Here is a 906-nt window from a genome sequence, read left to right as displayed (position 1 = left end):
GGCTCCGGCAACGTGTCGGCCGGCCGGACATGAACGCCCGAAGCTCCCCGAACAGCACATCCAGCGAGGTGTGGTCCTGCACCAGGTGGTGGGTTCGCAGCAGTGCCAGCCAGCGGTCACCGCCGGGCTCCGCCGCGACGTGGACCGTCATCAGGGGCGCCCGGGTCAGATCCATCCACGATCCGCCGATCGCCAGCAACTGCTCCACCGGGTCGGCGCCCCGCGGGTCCAGCACGACCTCCTGGACCGGCAGCTCCACCCGGCGCGACACCACCTGCACCGGCTCCGCCAGGCCCTCCCACACGAACGCCGTGCGGTAGATGTCGTGCCGGTCGATCACCTCCCGCAGCGCGTCCAGGAACGCGTCCACCCGCTCCCGCGAGTCGAACCCCAGCACCGACGGCCGCATGTAGACATCCGTCTCGGACGCCTGGTCCGCCATCAGGTGGTGGAAGAGCATGCCCTCCTGGAGCGGGGCCAGCGGGTAGACGTCGGCCACATTGGCCGCACCGCCCTCGACCTTCGCCACGACCCGCCCGATCTCCGCCCCGGTCAGCTCCACCAGCGGCAGCATCTCCGGCGTGATCCCGACGGCACCCTCGGGAATCAGGTTCGGCGGAACCACCACCTGGACCGGCCCGGCAGCGCCGGCCAGCCCGGCCGGCGTCGGCGTCCGGAACAGGGCCTTCACCGAGACAGAGACGCCCCGCGCACGAAGGTTCGCCACCAGGGACACCACAAGGAGCGAGTGACCGCCCAGGGCGAAGAAGTCGTCGTCCACACCGACCCGATCGAGCCCCAGGACCTCGGCGAACGCCTGGCACAGAAGCTCCTCCTGCACCGTCGCCGGCGCCCGACCCGCACCCGCCGCATACTGCGGTGCGGGCAGGGCCTTGCGGTCCACCT

Annotated in this window: 1 protein-coding gene; it reads right to left on the bottom strand. The window is 71.6% G+C overall.

Annotated features, from left to right (window positions below):
- Positions 1-781, bottom strand: a 781-nt coding sequence (locus VR45_RS40505) for a condensation domain-containing protein (protein WP_234326666.1), incomplete at its 3' end; no start/stop codon positions are given.
- Positions 782-906 lie beyond the last annotated feature (125 nt).

This window comes from Streptomyces sp. NRRL S-495 (assembly GCF_000966955.1).
Classification (GTDB): domain Bacteria; phylum Actinomycetota; class Actinomycetes; order Streptomycetales; family Streptomycetaceae; genus Kitasatospora; species Kitasatospora purpeofusca.
The sequence above is the reverse complement of the archived record's forward strand: the minus strand, read 5'-3'. Positions and strand labels throughout refer to the sequence as shown.